Source organism: Pontibacter deserti (assembly GCF_023630255.1).
Taxonomy (GTDB): Bacteria; Bacteroidota; Bacteroidia; order Cytophagales; family Hymenobacteraceae; genus Pontibacter; species Pontibacter deserti.
Genome location: NZ_JALPRS010000001.1, coordinates 758,150 through 774,853 on the forward strand (window position 1 = coordinate 758,150; position 16,704 = coordinate 774,853).

The 16,704-nt window shown below is 45.8% G+C and carries 17 protein-coding genes; 3 read left to right on the forward strand and 14 right to left on the reverse strand.

What is annotated here, in order from left to right:
• Positions 1-51: 51 nt before the first annotated feature.
• Positions 52-459 carry an endonuclease domain-containing protein gene (locus MJ612_RS03205; protein ID WP_187029375.1) on the reverse strand — a complete coding sequence of 136 codons (408 nt, stop codon included), beginning with the start codon at positions 457-459 and terminating at the stop codon, positions 52-54.
• Between the two features lie 407 nt (positions 460-866).
• Positions 867-1,736, reverse strand: a complete 870-nt coding sequence (locus MJ612_RS03210; RefSeq protein WP_187029376.1) for a DUF5694 domain-containing protein — start codon at positions 1,734-1,736, stop codon at positions 867-869.
• Between the two features lie 300 nt (positions 1,737-2,036).
• On the opposite strand from MJ612_RS03210, the gene MJ612_RS03215 reads away from it, so the two are divergent.
• Positions 2,037-4,757, forward strand: coding sequence for a PAS domain-containing protein (locus tag MJ612_RS03215; RefSeq protein ID WP_187029377.1), 2,721 nt, complete (start codon positions 2,037-2,039; stop codon positions 4,755-4,757).
• A 93-nt stretch (positions 4,758-4,850) separates the two neighbouring features.
• On the opposite strand, the gene MJ612_RS03220 is transcribed toward MJ612_RS03215, so the two are convergent.
• The 6 genes from MJ612_RS03220 to MJ612_RS03240 all read right to left on the reverse strand — a co-directional run bounded on the left by MJ612_RS03220 (position 4,851) and on the right by MJ612_RS03240 (position 7,418).
• Positions 4,851-5,090 (reverse strand): hypothetical protein, encoded by a 240-nt coding sequence (locus MJ612_RS03220; protein WP_250419043.1) that lies wholly within the window; start codon positions 5,088-5,090, stop codon positions 4,851-4,853.
• A gap of 42 nt (positions 5,091-5,132) precedes the next feature.
• Entirely contained in the window at positions 5,133-5,246 is a 114-nt protein-coding gene (locus MJ612_RS03225; RefSeq protein ID WP_250419044.1) for a transposase, read from the reverse strand.
• A gap of 17 nt (positions 5,247-5,263) precedes the next feature.
• Complete coding sequence (locus MJ612_RS18305) at positions 5,264-5,389, reverse strand: hypothetical protein (RefSeq protein ID WP_255487935.1); 126 nt, start codon at positions 5,387-5,389, stop codon at positions 5,264-5,266.
• A gap of 307 nt (positions 5,390-5,696) precedes the next feature.
• Positions 5,697-5,984, reverse strand: a complete 288-nt coding sequence (locus tag MJ612_RS03230) for an STAS-like domain-containing protein (RefSeq protein ID WP_187029378.1) — start codon at positions 5,982-5,984, stop codon at positions 5,697-5,699.
• A complete protein-coding gene (locus tag MJ612_RS03235; RefSeq protein WP_187029379.1) occupies positions 5,981-6,982 on the reverse strand; it encodes a HAMP domain-containing histidine kinase in 1,002 nt (333 codons plus the stop codon). The genes MJ612_RS03230 and MJ612_RS03235 overlap by 4 nt, the downstream gene beginning before the upstream one ends.
• A complete protein-coding gene (locus MJ612_RS03240; RefSeq protein WP_187029381.1) occupies positions 6,954-7,418 on the reverse strand; it encodes a hypothetical protein in 465 nt (154 codons plus the stop codon). Before MJ612_RS03240 ends, MJ612_RS03235 begins: the two co-directional genes overlap by 29 nt.
• 360 nt (positions 7,419-7,778) lie before the next feature.
• Here MJ612_RS03240 and hrpB point away from each other — a divergent pair, with 360 nt between their 5' ends.
• Entirely contained in the window at positions 7,779-10,226 is a 2,448-nt protein-coding gene (gene hrpB, locus MJ612_RS03245) for an ATP-dependent helicase HrpB (RefSeq protein WP_187029383.1), read from the forward strand.
• Between the two features lie 257 nt (positions 10,227-10,483).
• Here hrpB and MJ612_RS03250 read toward each other — a convergent pair whose 3' ends face one another.
• From MJ612_RS03250 to MJ612_RS03270, 5 genes are all read right to left on the reverse strand, one after another.
• The gene (locus MJ612_RS03250) at positions 10,484-10,837 is read right to left on the reverse strand and encodes an endonuclease domain-containing protein (protein ID WP_187029386.1); all 354 of its coding nucleotides are present in this window, start codon (positions 10,835-10,837) and stop codon (positions 10,484-10,486) included.
• A 263-nt stretch (positions 10,838-11,100) separates the two neighbouring features.
• Positions 11,101-12,072, reverse strand: a complete 972-nt coding sequence (locus MJ612_RS03255) for an ABC transporter ATP-binding protein (protein ID WP_187029388.1) — start codon at positions 12,070-12,072, stop codon at positions 11,101-11,103.
• 368 nt (positions 12,073-12,440) lie between these two features.
• Positions 12,441-12,899, reverse strand: a complete 459-nt coding sequence (locus MJ612_RS03260) for a cold-shock protein (protein ID WP_187029390.1) — start codon at positions 12,897-12,899, stop codon at positions 12,441-12,443.
• 59 nt (positions 12,900-12,958) lie between these two features.
• Positions 12,959-13,183 carry a hypothetical protein gene (locus MJ612_RS03265; protein ID WP_187029392.1) on the reverse strand — a complete coding sequence of 75 codons (225 nt, stop codon included), beginning with the start codon at positions 13,181-13,183 and terminating at the stop codon, positions 12,959-12,961.
• Between the two features lie 129 nt (positions 13,184-13,312).
• A complete protein-coding gene (locus tag MJ612_RS03270; RefSeq protein ID WP_187029394.1) occupies positions 13,313-13,504 on the reverse strand; it encodes a cold-shock protein in 192 nt (63 codons plus the stop codon).
• Positions 13,505-13,735: 231 nt separating this feature from the next.
• On the opposite strand from MJ612_RS03270, the gene MJ612_RS03275 reads away from it, so the two are divergent.
• The gene (locus tag MJ612_RS03275; RefSeq protein WP_187029396.1) at positions 13,736-14,413 is read left to right on the forward strand and encodes a YceI family protein; all 678 of its coding nucleotides are present in this window, start codon (positions 13,736-13,738) and stop codon (positions 14,411-14,413) included.
• Positions 14,414-15,172: 759 nt separating this feature from the next.
• Here the strand turns inward: MJ612_RS03275 and MJ612_RS03280 are convergent.
• Positions 15,173-16,456 (reverse strand): PQQ-dependent sugar dehydrogenase, encoded by a 1,284-nt coding sequence (locus MJ612_RS03280; protein WP_187029398.1) that lies wholly within the window; start codon positions 16,454-16,456, stop codon positions 15,173-15,175.
• Positions 16,457-16,704: the final 248 nt, after the last annotated feature.

Here is a 16,704-nt window from a genome sequence, read left to right on the forward strand (position 1 = left end):
CGTTCTCGGTAGTCTAAGGCGGGGAGCTTTTTACCTCACCCCGGCCCTCTCCTAAAAACAGGAGAGGGAGCTTTGATTTATTGTTATCGTAGCTTTGAAGTTCAGTATAAATTCCTGTAGTGTTCGTATTACATTCGGCATTTGCTTTTTCACTTCCAGATCATCAAAGCGCAGGATCCTTACGCCATACTTCTCCAGCTCAGCTTGTCTGTTGCAGTCGTAATCATAGCTATAGTTGTGACTATCTCCATCTATTTCAAATGCCAATTTCAGCTCATGACAATAAAAGTCAACTATAAAATCGAGTAATGGCACCTGGCGGTGGAATTGGTAGTTCAGCAGCTTCCGCTCCTTTATTACCTGCCAGAGCAGGATTTCAGAAAGGGTGCTGTTTTTTCGTAGCTCTCTGGCTTTAGCTTTCAGGTCTTCTCTGTAGGGGATAATGTGGTTCTTGCTCAAAGTATAGTTGCTTTAGAGTTGAAGTCATTTGCGCTTCTCAACAAAAGTAACACCCCTATGGTCCCCTCAAGGGGACAGTTTTTTTTTACTAATATGAAAGTAATTCCAAAGAATAACCAGCTACTATACCACTACTAGCCAAGAGTAGCAACAGCAGAAAGTGTCCCCTTGAGGGGACTATAGGGGTGTAATCGTGCACGAAAAAAGCTCCCCGCCTTAGACTACCGAGAACGCGAATTCAAAGGTAGCGAGCGTAGCTCTGAGGGGCTGGGGGTGGTTGGACCACAGCAGCTATAAAACTATACTTCCAACAATACCTATATCAGAAATTCCCCTCTTGAGAGGGGTAGGGGTGTGTGACTTGAGAGTAGGAGCCTTCAATAAAAGAGGGCTGGGGTGAGGTAAACCTACCGCAACACCTTATTAGCCGGCACCAACTCATGATAAGGCGAGCTCTCCACGGCTTGCTGCAACGGCCCTATGTGGGCGGCACCGTAGATTACCAAGATGCGGTCGTCGGGGCTTTCGGTGATGCGCTGAATGTTGCGGAAGATGCGCAGGTTGCGGTTAAACCAGGAGGCGCTGTACCAGTCCACGCCGGTATAATCGTAAGGCTGTGCCTCATACTGAAAAGCCTCCCGGAAATAGTTTTCGTGTCTTTTGCGGATGGCTTCCGGCTGGTTCATTTCCTTTATTTTCTGGTAGAGGGTTTGGGGGTGTTTGCCGGCCAGCTTTTGTTCGGCTTCGTGGCGGGTCTTTACGGTTGCCTGCATGTACTCCCAGAACTTCTCCATCTCAGCTGCTTTGTCTTCACGAACCTCAAACTCTTTGCTGCCGGGCTTTTGGTAGGCGTCCAGGTTGCCCCAGGTATCGATGGCGTACACGCGCAGGTGCCCCAGCTGTTTGGCTAGCCTGAAACCCAACTGGTACTCTTCGCCAACGCCCAGCTCGTAGCGGCCCTCCAGGTAGGCCTGGTACAGCGAGTCCAGGCGGGCCTGCTTCTCCGGCCTTACCTCTACGGCAATTTTGGTGGGTTTGAAGGTAGCCATCTGGCTGGTGATGCGCGCTATGTCGCGCTGGCTCTGGGGGGAGGTAACATCCAGTTGGTCGGCTTTGTCTGTGGTGATAATGTCGGCATTGGGATAGGCAAAATGGAAGGTACCCAGCAATAGGACCTGCGCCCGGCCCTCCCGGCCACCTAGCTTTTTAAACTGTGCCAGTGCAGGCATAAGGCAGCTGCTTGCCAGCAGCGCTACAGCGAGTAATAGCTTTTTCATAGTTTGGTAGGGGTTGTTTCTGCAATAGATGGAAGCGAGGGGAGCGAGGTTGCCTGGGAGGTAAGAATTTATGGAGGCTGGGTTATTACTCCTTGGGCTGGTGCGAGCTTGTAGCTCGTACTGTTACTTTAGCTGAAGGTATAGCTGCGTGGAAAAGAAAGGCACGAGCTGCAAGCTCACGCCAGCGGGGGGACGAACGTAGGGGTATAAAGTTTCGGACTATAAACCGACAATGTCGAGGGGCGGAATTAATCTTGCTGTGGAATTGTGTATCTTGGAACATTAATTATCATCTACAGCATGCAGCAAGCTAATTCTGTCGGGGGGCAAATCCCGGCATCGGACTTTCAGGTAGTATTTAACAATTTGTTAGGCAATTACTTGTTGCTGCAACCCAACCCGCCCCTGTTTACCATACTGGCCGTGAGTGACGAACAGCTGCGCATTACGGGCCATGAAAGGCACGAGGTAGTGGGCAAAAGTGTTTTTGAGGCATATCCTGTGAACCCGGAAACTGACTCACCATCGGATCCTTCCAGCCTACGGGTTTCTCTTGAGAACGCGTTAAGCGACAAAGTGACCGATCAGTTGCCGGTGTTTCGTTATGATCTGGTAAATGAAACCGGCGAATTCGAAAAACGGTATTGGAAGGCAAGCAACAAGCCTGTTCTGGACGCGGAGGGCAATGTGCTGTATATTTTACATTCTCCAACTGAGATCACGGAGCAAGTAGTGGCAGAAAGAAAGGCCACTGCCATGCGGGAGATTGAAAAAAAGTACAGTCTGTTTATGCAGGCTCCGGTGGCGGTTTGCATTGTAACCGGCCCTGAGCATATTGTAGAACTCGCAAATGAGGAAATACTCAGCATATTAGGCAGAACATCAGAGATCATCGGCAAACCTTTGTTTGAGTCCCTTCCTGAAACCGCATCGCAAGGCCTCCCGGAATTGATGGATCAGGTGCGTAACACAGGCCAGTCCTTTTATGCAACTGAGTATCCTGTTACACTCATAAAAGATGGGGAAGAAGTTCTTTGCTACTACAACTTGGTATTACAGCCTTATTATGCAAACGCAGGCGACACGGTAGCTGCCGGTGTGTTCAGCGTGACGCATGACGTAACGGAGCAGGTGCTGGCACGCCGAAAGGTTGAGGAAAGCGAGCAGCAGTTGCGGTCTTTTATAGAAAGCTCGCACCACCCCATTGGCGTATACTTTGGCAGCGAAATGCGGATACAGTTTGCCAACCAGGCGCTCAAAGATGGCCTGGGCAAAGGCAACGACATTGTGGGCAAGCTGTACAAAGACGTGCTGCCTGAGTTGGAGAACCAGCAGGTGTTCGAGCAGCTCGCAACAGTTTATAAAACAGGTGTACCTTTCCAGGCCAAAAATCATAAACTTGATTTGGTAGTCGGTGGAGAGCTGCGGGCACATTATTTCGATTTTAGCTTTACGCCCCTTTTTAATACAGCAGGAGAGGTGTACGGTGTCATTAACACAGGAGCCGATGTTACAGAGCTGAACCTGGCGCAAAAGCGCTTAGAGGAAAGTGAGGCGCACTTCCGGAACATGATAAAACAGGCACCTGTCGCGATAGCCTTTACGTGGGGCAGCGAGATGGTAGTTGAGAACGTGAATGCGCCCATGCTGCACATCATGGGCAGAGAATCCGCAGACGAAGTGAACGGCAAAAAGCTGGTAGATGCGTTGCCAGAGGTGAAAGACCAACCCGTGCTGGAGGTGGTACGCCAGGTGCTGCATACCGGAAAAGCGATCTCGGCAAACGAACAGCTGGTGCATCTGCTGAAAAACGGCAAAGTGGAACCGCATTATTTAAACCTGTCTTATACCCCGCTCATGGAGGAAGGTGAAGTAAGCGGTGTGATTCATGTGGCGCAGGATGTAACAGAGCAGGTGCAGGCTAGAAAGAAAATCGAACAGAGTGCCCGCGACCTGATGAACCTGGCCGACGCCATGCCACAGATTGTATGGATGGCCAAACCGGATGGAACTGTTACTTACTACAACAAACGTGTATCTGAGTTTTCGGGGGCCAGACAGCAGCCTGACGGCAGTTGGCATTGGGAAAGCATGTTAATTGAAGAAGACGAGCAACGGACAATAGACGCCTGGAATGAGGCGGTGCAGACGGTTACACCCTATGAAATTGAGCATAGGCTGCGGATGTCTGATGGCAGCTACCGCTGGCACCTGAGTCGTGCACTACCGCAGTTCGACAGCAACGGCTGGGTGACCGGCTGGTTCGGAACGGCTACCGATGTGCATGAACGGAAAGAGCAGCAGGAGGCATTGGAAGAGAAGAACAGGCACCTGGTGAGCATCAACAACGATCTGGACAATTTCATCTATACTGCCTCCCACGACCTGAAAGCGCCTATCCTCAACATTGAGGGCCTCCTGGCCTTCTTATTTGACGAACACACTGCTGTAGATCTCAGGAGCACTGAAACACAGGATATCCTGCAAAGGATGAAGAGCTCCGTAGAGCGCTTCAAGAAAACCATCGACAGTCTGACTGAAGTGGCCAAGCTGCAGCAGGAAAACGTGTTCAATGCCGAGCAGGTACATGTAGCGGAGGTAATCGAAGAGGTGATGCTGGACCTGGCGCACTTGTTAAAATCTTCTGAGGCTGTGGTGGACGTTCATGTGGCGCCTGAAACGGCTCTCCGCTTCTCGAGCAAGAATATGCGGAGTATAGTTTACAACCTGCTCTCTAACGCCATCAAATACCGCGCTTCCAACCGGACTCCGCACGTTCAGATCAGTTGCCAGCTGGTGGGTAAATACCATGTCCTGACCTTCGCCGATAACGGACTTGGCATGACACCAAGCCAGCGGGAAGGCCTTTTTACCATGTTTAAGCGTTTTCATGACCATGTGGAAGGCACTGGCATCGGGCTTTATATGGTGAAGAAGGTAGTGGAGAACGCAGACGGGAAGATAGAAGTGGAAAGTAAGGTAAATGTGGGCACGACCTTCCGGATTTACTTACCAGTATAGGCTGATGTGGTCCTGAACGGCATCGTTGCTTACTACCGCTATTTCGACGCCTTATCCCCGCTGGCGCGAGCTTGCAGCTCGTGCCTCCACTAGTCAGGCAATATCGATCTCCAGCAAACCCTTTCCGCCACTAAAATCTACCGCGCTGCTATACTTCCAATGCTCCGGCTCCGACACAAAGCCTGCTTCCACGGGGTTATTGTGGATGTATTCGATTTTCTGGTCTATCACAGCAGCGCTCCACAGCTCGATAGGTTTGTTGTGCTGCTGCCAGAACTGACGGTGTTTCACGTTGCTGTTTTTCAGGCCGGCCCGATCCATTAGCCAGAGCATCCATTCTTTCCGGCTTTCCTGGTTGTGCTCGGCAATGGCTTTTTATAGTTGTTTGGAAGTATACGTTTTCAGCTCCTTCAGCAGCATGCTGGGGTGGTTGTCTCGGAAGAAGAGATGCACGTGGCTGGGCATGATGCACCAGGCATAGATCTCCATACCTTTGTTTTTGCGGCTTAGTCCAGGCTTTCGGTAAGCAGGGCAAAGTACTCCTCCCGCGTAAACACGTCTATCCAGTACACCACCGCAAAGCTTACAAAGTATAGCCCCTCCTTGTGATGAAATTTATACTTCCGGCTCATGTTCCTGCTTATACTTATAACAGATACGTCCGGGTTATGGGTTAGGAAAGTATGACGCTAGTGAGAACTAATGCTAGTGCGAGCTTGTAGCTCGTACTGCTAATTGTGTTGAAGGTATAGCTTTGTGGAAAAGAAAAGGCACGAGCTGCAAGCTCGCGCCAGCGGGGGTATAGATAGCTTATTATCTATTCTTGTAGAAGATGTATCTGTGTGAAAATGAAAAGGCGCGAGAAACTATCTCGCGCCAATAATAATATGTATGCTTGGACTAAAATCTGCAATAAAAGCTATACTTAAAGTTTAAGGACTATGCTTCTTCTAGAGCATTTTGAATACCAATTTTTATAATAGTTTTAACATCATTAGTAGCATTTTTCAGCATAACTCTATGGAAAAAGTCGGATGATCCAAGATCAATATATAATTTACCAAATATCTGTTTTGCGCAGAATGTAGCCATTGATTTTATCCCATCTAAATCTACTGAAACTTCTTTGTTTTTAATAAGTTCATGTTTGATTATAGAGTAGATCTCATCCCCTGTCTCTCTATCACTTATAATAGGTCTGTACCTATCAAGTTTTACAGTTTTCATACCCAATTGATCTTTAAATTATAATTATCTTCCTTTGCTAAAATATCTGTAAGTCCAACAGGATTGTGAAGTGGCAAAGAAATATATACGATACTTCCTTGCCAATATCCGCATTTACCTGCATTAATTTTTCCTGCATCATTGAAATAATAACCCCCTTGCGAATAAATATGCATACGCCCACCACTTTCAGTAACTATTTGATCTAAAATCCATAGCCCAAATCCCATGTGATTTGTTCTTTTTTTAGATGTTACTCCTTTTTTAACAGCTTCTTTTAATATTGCCTCAGGTTTAGAAATGGTATCATTTAAGACTGTTTTTAATGTGTCAATTATCCCATTCCCAGAATCAGCACAAGCAATTTCTATATGTTGTTTATTACCATTTGCAACAATTATTGAATGGGAATCTTCAACAGCGTGTTCCCAAAAGTTCAAAAGTACTTCTGAAAATACTAATAGAACCATATCTATAATCTTTTCATCATACTCATAATACTTTTGTAACTCAGGTAGATACTCTTTATTTAATTTGTCTTTACTGTACTTATCATTCCTTAACAAGGCTTGCGGTGCAATAATAAAATTTTCACCAATGTATATTTTAAGTTTTTTGTATTCTTTTACCTTTTCACTTATTCCTTCTTCATTACTTTTTATCTCCTTTTCATCTTCATCTCTTCCTTTAATAAATGCTTTGATAAGATTAGCAAATCCAAACTTTTCAAATTCTTTATCCATAGTTTCATTTATGGAAATTCTTGGATTCATAAAGCAAGATGATTTAGAAGTATACTCTATGAATTTATAGATAATCAGTACTCCTAACATCGATGCAGACTTAATGTTAGCCAAATTAAGTCTAAACCCCTTAGCGTTTTTGCCTGAAAGTGTAAAAACTTTATCTATATCATCTATAAATGTTTTAACAGAACTTACAGTAAAATATTTTGGTGGTGTTATTTTTTTATTGAATGAATATGTGGATGTAGTCATCTAATAATTTAGCTTCCGTTTCATATTTTTTATTTTTAGGTGAAGATACAATTGATTTGTAGTAATCTAGAAGTTCATGTGTGATTCTTAATATTGGTTTTTCAATGAATATTTTATGAGATCTACTATAAGTGTCTACTTCTTGTATTTTTTCAAGTAAAAGGTCTTTATCATGGATATCTATAAGTGATAATCCATCTAAACTTTTAAATAAGGCCTCTTGAGTTTCAATTCGTCTAGAATTTATTGTGTTAACTTTATTTATTCTAATATCTTTTGTTTCTTTTAAGTCAGCTTTTAAATTTTCTAATTGCTTTTGATACTCATTTTTAACAGTTTCTATCTGGTTATCGAACCAAATTTTCAAAACTACTCCAAGTAAAGCTAAAGAACTTGTTATAGCTCCTGTCATAAGAGCAAAAAGGAATTTATCCATTATATTTTACGGTTTCAATTATAAGGGAACTAAATATTAAAACGAATATATGTAAATACTTAAAATAAATTGAAAAGTGTTTTGAACATAATGGCATTCTAATGAATGCTAGATAAAATATATGGCCTCTAATCTTAATTAAGTTATTACAACTCATACCAAAGACATTAATTTAAAAACCATTAAATACTCTAGATTAAATAATTAGTAACAACTCTATTTAGAGAAATACATTAATTTAAAATCTCCTAAATAAATAGTTGTAGAATTTATCATTAATTGGTTTTAGTTCTATTCCTATAGCTATAAGCAAGTACAGAAATATAACTTACTTGCATTGTTTTTTAAAGATAACTTCCCTTGCCCTTCAACCCATTTACCATAGACTTACCCGTTCGGGAAATTATACCTGCTGTTAGGGAGCACCTGGCGGCGCAGAACACGCTGATCGTAAACGCACCTCCCGGAGCCGGTAAAAGCACCTTGCTGCCGCTGGCTTTGCTGGACGAGGCCTGGCTTGAGGGCCGGAAGATCGTAATGCTGGAGCCCCGGCGCCTGGCGGCCAAAACCATTGCCGAGCGCCTGGCGCAGCTGCTGGGCGAGGAGGTAGGCCAGACCGTCGGTTACCGCATCCGTTTCGAGAACCGCACCTCAGCTGCTACCCGCATCGAGGTCGTAACCGAAGGCATCCTCACCCGCATGATCCACAGCGACCGCTCGCTGACGGGTATCGGCATCGTGATCTTCGATGAGTTTCATGAGCGCAGCATTCATGCCGATGTAGCCATGGCCCTGAGCCGGGAAGCGCAGCACACGCTTCGGCCGGACCTGCGCATCATGGTGATGTCGGCCACCCTGGACATGCCCCAGCTCACGAGCCTGCTCAAGGCCCCGGTGGCGCAAAGCATGGGGCGGCAATACCCCATCAACACCATTTATACCGGCGACGCCGACGACCGCATGCTGCCCGAAATGACGGCCAAAGTCGTGCAGCAGGCCGCTAAGGAGCAGGAAGGCGATATCCTTGTGTTCCTGCCCGGTGAAAACGACATCCGGAAAGTAGAGATTATACTTCGCAAACAGCTGCGCGATGTGCAGATACACCCGCTGTTTGGTATGCTGCCCTTCGGCAAGCAGTACGCCGCCATCATGCCCGACCGCCAGGGCAGGCGCAAAGTCGTGCTGGCCACCAGTATAGCCGAGACCAGCTTAACCATAGAAGGCATTTCGGTGGTGGTGGATACGGGCTTCGGCAAAACCTCCCGCTTCGATCCGAAGTCTGGTTTGTCGCGCCTCGAAACGGTTCGCATCTCCAAAGACGCCGCCGACCAGCGTGCCGGTCGCGCCGGTCGCCTGGGCCCCGGCACTGCCTACCGCATGTGGAGCAAAACCACGCAAGAGCGCATGGCCCCGCACCGCACCCCTGAGATCATGGAAGCCGACCTGTCGAACCTGGTGCTGGACATGGCGCAATGGGGCGTTACCGATATCCGGGGTCTTACCTGGCTGAACCCGCCGCCACGCGCTGCCCTGGCTTCGGCCACCGACATGCTGCACCAGCTGCAGGCGCTGGAGCATGGCCGCATTACCGAGCACGGCAAGCGCATGCACACGCTGCCCTGCCACCCGCGCATTGCGCACATGCTGCTCAAAGCCGAAGAAACAGACCAGGTACCGCTGGCCTCCGATATTGCCGCCGTACTGGAAGAGCGCGACCCGCTGGACCGCAACGCCGGCATCGACATTAATTTAAGAGTGGAAGCTCTTCGCAGGTATAGAAAAGAGCAGGGGCAAGGCAAGCGTTTTGGCAAGATCGAGAAGATAGCCCGCTCGTACCGCCAGCTGTTTGAGGTGGAGCCAGATAACGGCACCTTCGACGAGTACGAAACCGGTGTGCTACTGGCGCATTGCTACCCCGAGCGCATTGCCTACGCCCGCCCCGGCAACAACGCACAGTTCCAGCTGGCCAGTGGGCAGTATGCCTCTGCCGGTCACCGCGACGACCTGGCGCACGAGCCCTGGCTATCTGTAGCGCACATGCACGCCGGCACCGGCGACAACCCGGGCCGTATTTTCCTGGCATCGCCGCTTAACCCGAAAGATCTTGCTCCGCTCGTAAAGCAGCAGGAAGTATACCACTGGGACGTGAACGACGGCGAATTCACCGCTTCACTGGATACCCGCATTGGAAGTATAGTTCTGCAAAGCAAGCCGCTGCCACCTCCCGACGAGAAGCACCGTGTACCGGCTATGTTGGAGGCTATCAAAGCAGAAGGTGAGCACCTGCTGGACTTCAACCACGAACTCACCCAATGGCAAAACCGCGTGATGAGCCTCCGCAAATGGCGCCCCTCCGAGTTCTGGCCCGACGTGAGCACCAGCACCCTGCTCATGACCAACTGGGACTGGCTAAAGCCCTACCTCTACGACATTGAGCACCCCGACGAGCTGATGGAACTGGAGCTGTTGCCGATACTGGAGAAGTTTTTAGATGATGAACAGAGGGCAAGGCTGGACGTGCTGGCCCCACCAACTATAGCTTTGCCGGATGGCTCAACTATAGAACTGGAGTATAAACCGGATGGCGCACAGCCGAAGCTGGAGATCAGATTGGAGGACGTGCTGGGCTGGGAGGAGAGCCCGAAAGTAGACGAAGGCGAGATGACGGTAGAGCTGGCATTGCTGACACCTGATCTGAAAGCTATTACTACTGTTTCTGATCTGGGTAGTTTCTGGAAGGGGAATTATAGAGTAATCAAACGGCAGCTGGAGGTGGTATTTCCGGAGGTGAGGTGGGAGAGAGATTAGTTTAGGAGTTTGTGAGTTAGAGAGTTTAGGAAGTTATTTCAGACCCTTAATGTCTGGCTGATTGTTTTATAGTTGCTGTGGTCCAACCACCCCTGCCCCTCCTTATCCAAGGAGGGGAGCACTTTCCTTGCTAGTTCAAAAGTAGTGACAATGTAGCTGCTGTATTATTATTTATTTGTTACTACAGGCTTCTATTGTTGAAGGTATATTCTGCACAACCAGATTTATTTATTCAGCTTTGTAGCTTTGACATATACTTACCTGTTGAAGCAATTGCTTATTTCCCGAAGTATGGCGTTTAGGTTTTCGAATACTTCTTTGTTTTCGAAGCGTAGCACCCGGATATTAAGATTTCTCAGGTATTGGTCACGTTCTTGGTCGGCTTGTTCAGCTGCGGCATGGTTATGTACTTGTCCGTCAAGTTCGATAGCTAATTGCTCAGAAGGGCAGTAGAAGTCAAGTATATAGTTTCCAACACTGTGCTGACGCCTGAACTTTTTTTCCATGAGATTACCACCCTTCAAATGTTTCCACAATTCTGCTTCAGCAGGAGTTAAGCTGCCACGTAATGCTTGTTGGTTAGCTTTTAAGTATCTGCGGTTATGTAGCATTACATAATTACCTAGAATGGGTATAAGTGTAAAAAGTCTATTAAACGAGAGAAATTAAAGGAAGTAATGGCAGTAGCTCCCCTCCTTGGACTACCGAGAAGAGATTTCGAAGGTAGCGAGCGTAGCTCTGAGGGGCAGGGGTGGTTGGACCACAGTACCTATGAAATTATAGGCTAGTCAAAAGCTGGAGCTGTGCGGTCCGCGAAGTATATTTTTACACCTTCTAACTTTCTAACTTATACTTTTCTAACTTTCTAAACTGCCTACACCCACCAAATCCTCTCAGCATCAATCACCACACCCACTTCATCACCAACAACAGCATCACAAACCGCTGAGGTTACTTTTATACTTACCCCGCTAAGTTGTACTTCAATCTCATAATGGCTGCCGAAGTATTTTATACTTGTAATCTTGCCAACCACACCTCTGCCTGTAGTTAGTTTTATACTTTCCGGGCGGAGGAGCAGGTGACCTTTTGCCTTATTATATAAACCAAAAAGACTTTTGGCTATAGTTGCAGGTACAAGGTTATATTTGCCGAAAAGAGCGGCAGTGTATTCGTTTACAGGCTGGGTATAAATGTGCTGTGGCGTGCCTTGCTGTATTAGCTGGCCCTGTTGCATTACCAGTATTTCATCGGCCCAGGAGAGGGTGTCGTGCGGGTCGTGGGAGATGAGGATGAGGGAAATGCCCAGTTCTTCGCTGAGGTCGTGAATCACCGACTTCAGCACACTTTTATGGCCCATGTCCAGGTTCGAGAAAGGCTCGTCGAGGAGCAGAAGGCTGGGCCATGAGCTTAATAAGCGGGCAAGAGCAATACGCTGTCTTTCGCCACCCGAAAGCTGGTTGGTTTTCCGCTTCGTTAAGTGGCTTATCCGGCATACTTCGTATAGTGTTTGGGCTTCTTCTTCAGATAATGTGTTGCTATACTTCAGGACTTGTTCTACCCTTAAAAACTGCGGCAACTCAAACTGCTGCGACAGGTAAGCAATCTCCGGGTGGCCGGGTACCAGTTTATCATGTGGTCCTTCTACTTTTATGTTGTCGTACAATACTTCCCCGGTACTTGGCTGCACCAGGCCGGCTATAGTTTGCAGCAGCGTACTTTTACCGGAACCGGTTTCGCCGGCAATTACCAGTTTCTGTCCTTGCTGCTGGGTAAAGCTGATGTCGTATAAAATAGGTACTCCTTCTTCCGCTACGCTAATTCCGGATACAGTTAATAAAGTCATAAGAGGTGAGAAGGAGGGGTTAGAGAATGCTTGTAAATACTTTTAAAGTCTTGTGGCCTTACTCAGCCAGGAAGTATAAGCTACAAAAGTACTCTAAAATAGGAAGTATAGCTAGCAGTGTAAGTAGGTGCCAAACCAGTTGCTTGAAGTAGGGGGCATAATAAAAGCTGCCCTGTCAGGAGCAGCCACCCACTATAGTTATTCTATGCAGAGGAAGGAGAAAAATGCACCAGCCTAAATCAGAAGAAGCAGAATCAAGCATTAAAAAAAGGTATTGATAAACGAGTTGCCTGATCGTTTACCAGTACCTTTATTGGTCGTATTATTATACCTGCAAGGATTATTACCCTTATACCTGTAGTAACTACCTAGCTTGCCAGTTTTACCTTTACAGCAACAAGCCCCTTCTGACCTTTTTCTACTTCAAAAGTAACTTTATCGTTCTCTTTTATAGTGCTTGCAAGGCCGTTCTGGTGCACAAAAATGCTTTCCTGGGTAACGTGGTCTTTTATGAAACCATAGCCTTTAGACGTATTAAAGAAAGTAACAGTACCTTTCCTGATCAGATCTTCCGGATCAGCTTCTGCCTGGCGCGATACACCGATCTGGATATCTTCCTGCTTTATTACTTTCTTCTTTTTAGTAGGATCTGGTGGCGTATCGGTAATGTTGCCAAACTCATCTACATAAGCCATCATTTCGTCAATGCCTTTTCCTTTGCTGGAGTGGGCTTTACGATCTTCTTTTTTGGCTTCTTTGTCCTGCCTTTTTCTTAATTTCTTTTTTTCTTTTTCTTTTTTGCTGAAGGTTTCCTGTGATCTACCCATTGATGATTTTTATGTTGTTCTTTTGTTTTATGCTACGGTTCAGGCAGTGCGAAAGCGGTTTACTTTGCCAGGTAATTTGTACCATTGCGTATCCACTTCTCAAAGAAGTTATTGTCGCTGAATTCGCCCGTAAGTAGTTCAAATTCATCAACATTTTTGTTTGTACGGGAATCCATAAAACTTGGTAATGAATCCTGGTTATTAGGTATCCATTCCTGCCCTTTTTTAAGAGCTACACAGATGTATTCCCGGGTGGTGGTATCAACTAAATATTTTCTGTTCATGGTATTGTTTGTAATGCATGTATAACGTGAAAGTGCTCCAAGAGCCGTACGCGTATTGGTTTTAAAGGCAGAATAAATAAAAAAGCCTTACTGAACGTAAGGCTTTTTTAAATGAGCTATTAAGCCAGACTAAGCTAACTTTACATTGACTGCGTTCAGTCCTCTCTTACCTTCTTTAAGCTCAAAAGTAACTCTGTCGTTTTCTCTGATCTCGTTTACTAAACCAGTTACGTGTACAAAGTACTCCTGATTTGAATCATCTTCTTTGATAAAGCCAAAACCTTTAGTGTCATTGAAGAATTTTACTGTTCCGTTATTCATGTTGATTTGATTAATTATACACCTACTACACATTCGCAGGCATATACGTTCATTATTTCTTACAAAGTACGATAAAAAATTTACAATATCCTTCTCTTTTATCTAAAAAGGTGAAAATTCATACTAAAAATATGAATACTATATTTTGATACTGTTTATACTTTTGATTCTGCTGATATTTGAGTAAACTTATCTGCTCTAAACCAAAGTAAAACTATAAAGCTCCGCACCATGAAGAAGCCACTATTACTTTTAAGCGCATTTGCGTTCTCTACATTATTATCCATTGCAGCTACTGCCCCCGGGCATACGCCTGGTAACAGTACATCTGTTGCTGCAGTTGCTGCTACTACTTTGCAGGTTAATACTACCCAAAGCACCATGAAGTGGAACGCCAAAAAAGTAGGAGGTGAGCACTATGGTACTATAAAGCTGGCCGCAGGCTCGCTAGAGGTGAAAGGCAATAAACTAACAGGCGGTACATTTACCATTGATATGGCTACCATTGTTGTGGAAGACATTACCCGCCCGGAGTCAAACAAAAAGCTGACAGATCATCTTAAATCGGATGATTTCTTTTCAGTTGATAAACATCCGTCTTCAATATTTAAGATTACTAAAGCCACCCCAATTGCCAAAGCAAAACCAGGCGAAGCAAACTATACTATAACCGGTAACCTGACTATAAAAGGCATAACCAACGCCATTACTTTCCCGGCTACTGTTGCCATTTCGGGCAAAGAAGCGCAGGCAGAAGCAGTAATAGAAGTGGACCGCACCAAGTATGATATTAAGTACCGCTCAGGCCTGGTAGGTACTGCAGCCGACAAAATCATATATGATACCTTTACTATAAACCTGAAACTGGTAGCCGGAGCAGAAGGACAGGCTGTTGGAAGCACTAAATAGAATTATTTAAGTTCAGGGAAAGCCTCTCTTATAAAAGGGAGGCTTTTTTGTTTAAATGGGTTAGATTTCCAAGATAAGGGTGTTGCTATAGTTGTAAGTTATAGTTTTATAGTTGCTGTTGTCCAACCACCCCTTTTATCCCCCTCTCTCGAAACAAGTTCGGGATCTTCGACTTGTCTAAGGCGGGGAGTTTTAAGTCTTTGCTATAGTTAGAATTATAGCTTCATAGCTACTGTTTTAACACCCCTGTAGTCCCCTCAAGGGGACAGTTTTGCTATTGCTATAGTTAACATTACAATTCTATAGTTACAGAGAAGGATAGGTCTCGACCTGTCCCTACGGAAATACATTGCTGAAAAAGCCAAGAATCTACACTTCTCCATCCAACTATAAATTAACTATCGAAATGATCACAGTCTTTGGGTTGAGCGCCTTGTAAATATCTGGTGCCGTAAGGTATTGCGAGGTACGAGCAAAAGAGATTTGCACAGCGCGATACCCGAAGACGAAGCCTCGCGGCCGTGAGCGCACCAAAGCCAACTATAAAACTATAGGTTAGTAGAGTTCCCAGGAATGAAAGTAGATTGAAAGTATAGCTTGGTTCAGGTAAGTAAAGACTGCAACTCATAATCTGAAATAGATTTCTCGTTATACTCGAAATGACAAGTAGAAAGCAAAACTATACTAAGCAGTAAAAAACGAAAAGCAATCCATAGTTCGAAAACTATAGATTGCTTACTCATTTAAAACAATAATCCTTTACTGCTTTGGAGCTATTTTCCAGAGCTCACCGTTTTCCTGGTCTGTTACAATATAAAGAGCTCCGTCCGGTCCCTGACGTACATCACGTACGCGCTGGTCTTTGTCTTGCAGCAGATGTTCTTCGCCGGTAACTTTCCCATCTTCGATCTGCAGGCGCACCAGCACGTGGTCTTTCATGCCACCTACAAACAAGTTATTGCGCCACCCCGGAAAAGCATCACCGGTATAAAATTGTGCACCAGACGGGGCAATTACAGGGTCCCAGTAGTACACGGGGTCTTCAAATCCTTCTTTGGTTGTTACGGCATTTGGTACAGGGCTGCCGGAATACTCTTCGCCGAAGGTTACCAGTGGCCAGCCATAGTTCTTGCCTTTTTCTATCAGGTTAAGTTCATCGCCACCCTGCGGTCCCATCTCCACAATCCATAGTTTGCCATCTGCATCAAAAGCTGCAGACTGTACATTGCGGTGTCCAACCGTCCAGATTTCAGGTAAGGCGTTGTTCTGGCCGGTAAAAGGATTACCGGGTGCAGGTTTGCCATCTGGTGTAATGCGCAGTATTTTGCCCATGTGGCTATCCATGTGTTGTGCCTGCGGACGTATCTGTTTATCTGATCTTTCTCCCAGTGTTACATATAACATGCCATCCGGTCCGAAAGCCAGGCGCGAACCATAGTGCATAGTACCCTCAAACGGAGGCATTGCCTGAAAAATAACACGTACCTGTTCCAGTCTTTTCCGGTCGCTGGATAATTTTCCGCGGGCTACACTTGTTGCGTTGCCTTTCAGGCGTGGCTCTGAAAAGCTCCAGTAGATCGTGTTATCTGTTGCGAAATTTGGGCTCAATGCCACATCCAATAAACCTCCCTGGCCACGGGCATCCACTTTAGGTAAACCAGTAATTGGCTGGCCAACCTGGCCTGTAGCAGACACAATACGTAGTCGGCCTGGCTTTTCTGTTACCAGCAGATCACCATTGGGTAGCGGCTCAACGGCCCATGGTTTCTCCAGGTTCTTAGCCAATACCGTCACATCAAATGCAACATCAGAGGTAATAGCACACGCTCTTGTCTGTTCTTTAAAAGTTGGTTTCTGGTCTGGTGAATTTGCTTCCCTGGTTTCCAGTGGTGTGCATGCTGTTTGAGCTGGGGCTGTTTGTGCTGGTTGTTCCTGCCCCTGGTCCTGACCGCTTTCCTGCTGCGTAGTTGCCTGCTGATTACAGCCGGTAAGTATGGAGGCGGCAAGTATAGTTGTAAATAAAAGTAGTCGAGCTTTTTTCATAGGTCAATTTGTTGTGGAAGGTATTCTTTTTATCAATGCTTTAGTGAAGATATTTTTACTGCATTAAGCCAATAAAGTTGAAAAAATAGAATATATTATTCTGACTATCAGTGCTGTGTGCTAAGGAGGGGATGTAGGAATAGTCTTTTATGATTTAGCATAGAACTATATTTGCCACACTTCAGACCAAAGCTGAGAATGCGCTTACAAATAATAAATAGAGATTTAACTATAAAAGAAGTGTATCT